This is a genomic window from Roseateles sp. P5_B10, from assembly GCF_056400485.1.
In genome coordinates, this window is sequence record NZ_JBFULE010001623.1 from 1 (window position 1) to 592 (window position 592).

Annotated in this window: 1 protein-coding gene; it reads right to left on the reverse strand. The window is 69.1% G+C overall.

The window, feature by feature from the left end; translation table 11 throughout:
* A partial coding sequence (locus AC1DU6_RS34955) for an LpxD N-terminal domain-containing protein (RefSeq protein ID WP_477863130.1) occupies positions 1–458 on the reverse strand: 458 nt, incomplete at its 3' end.
* Positions 459–592 lie beyond the last annotated feature (134 nt).

Consider the following 592-nt stretch of genomic DNA (forward strand, 5'->3'; position numbering starts at 1 on the left):
AAGCCACGCACGCCGATGCGGCAGCCATAGCCCAGCACGACGCGCGGCGCCAGCCGTGTGTGCGCGCCCACGACCGCCTCGCGCTCGACGACGCAGTGAGCGCCGATGCGGGCGTGGTCGCCGATGACGGCACCAGCCTCGATGACGGCCAGCGGACCGATCTCGACGCCCTGCCCCAGCTTTGCATCGGGTGACACCACGGCGCTGGCGTGCACGCCGGCCTTCGGGGCCGGGCGCGTGCGCGCTGCCCACCACTGCGTCAGCCGCGCAAAGTACTGATAGGGATCGGGCGTAACGATGGCCGCGCCACGCGCTGACGCCACCTCGGCAAAAGCCGGCGCAACGATGACGCAGGCGGCCGCCGTGGTGGCCAGCTGGGCCTGGTAACGCGGGTTGGCGAGGAAGCTGATGCTCGTGTCGTCAGCCTCGTCAAGCGGCGCGATACGCGTGATGCGCATGTCGGGCCCACCAAGCAAATCGCCGCCCAAGGCGGCGATCAACTCGGAGAGCGCGACGGTCGTCGAGCTCATGGAACTGGCGACTTACTTCTGCGCGTTCAGCGCGTCGATCACCTTCTTGGTGATGTCGACAC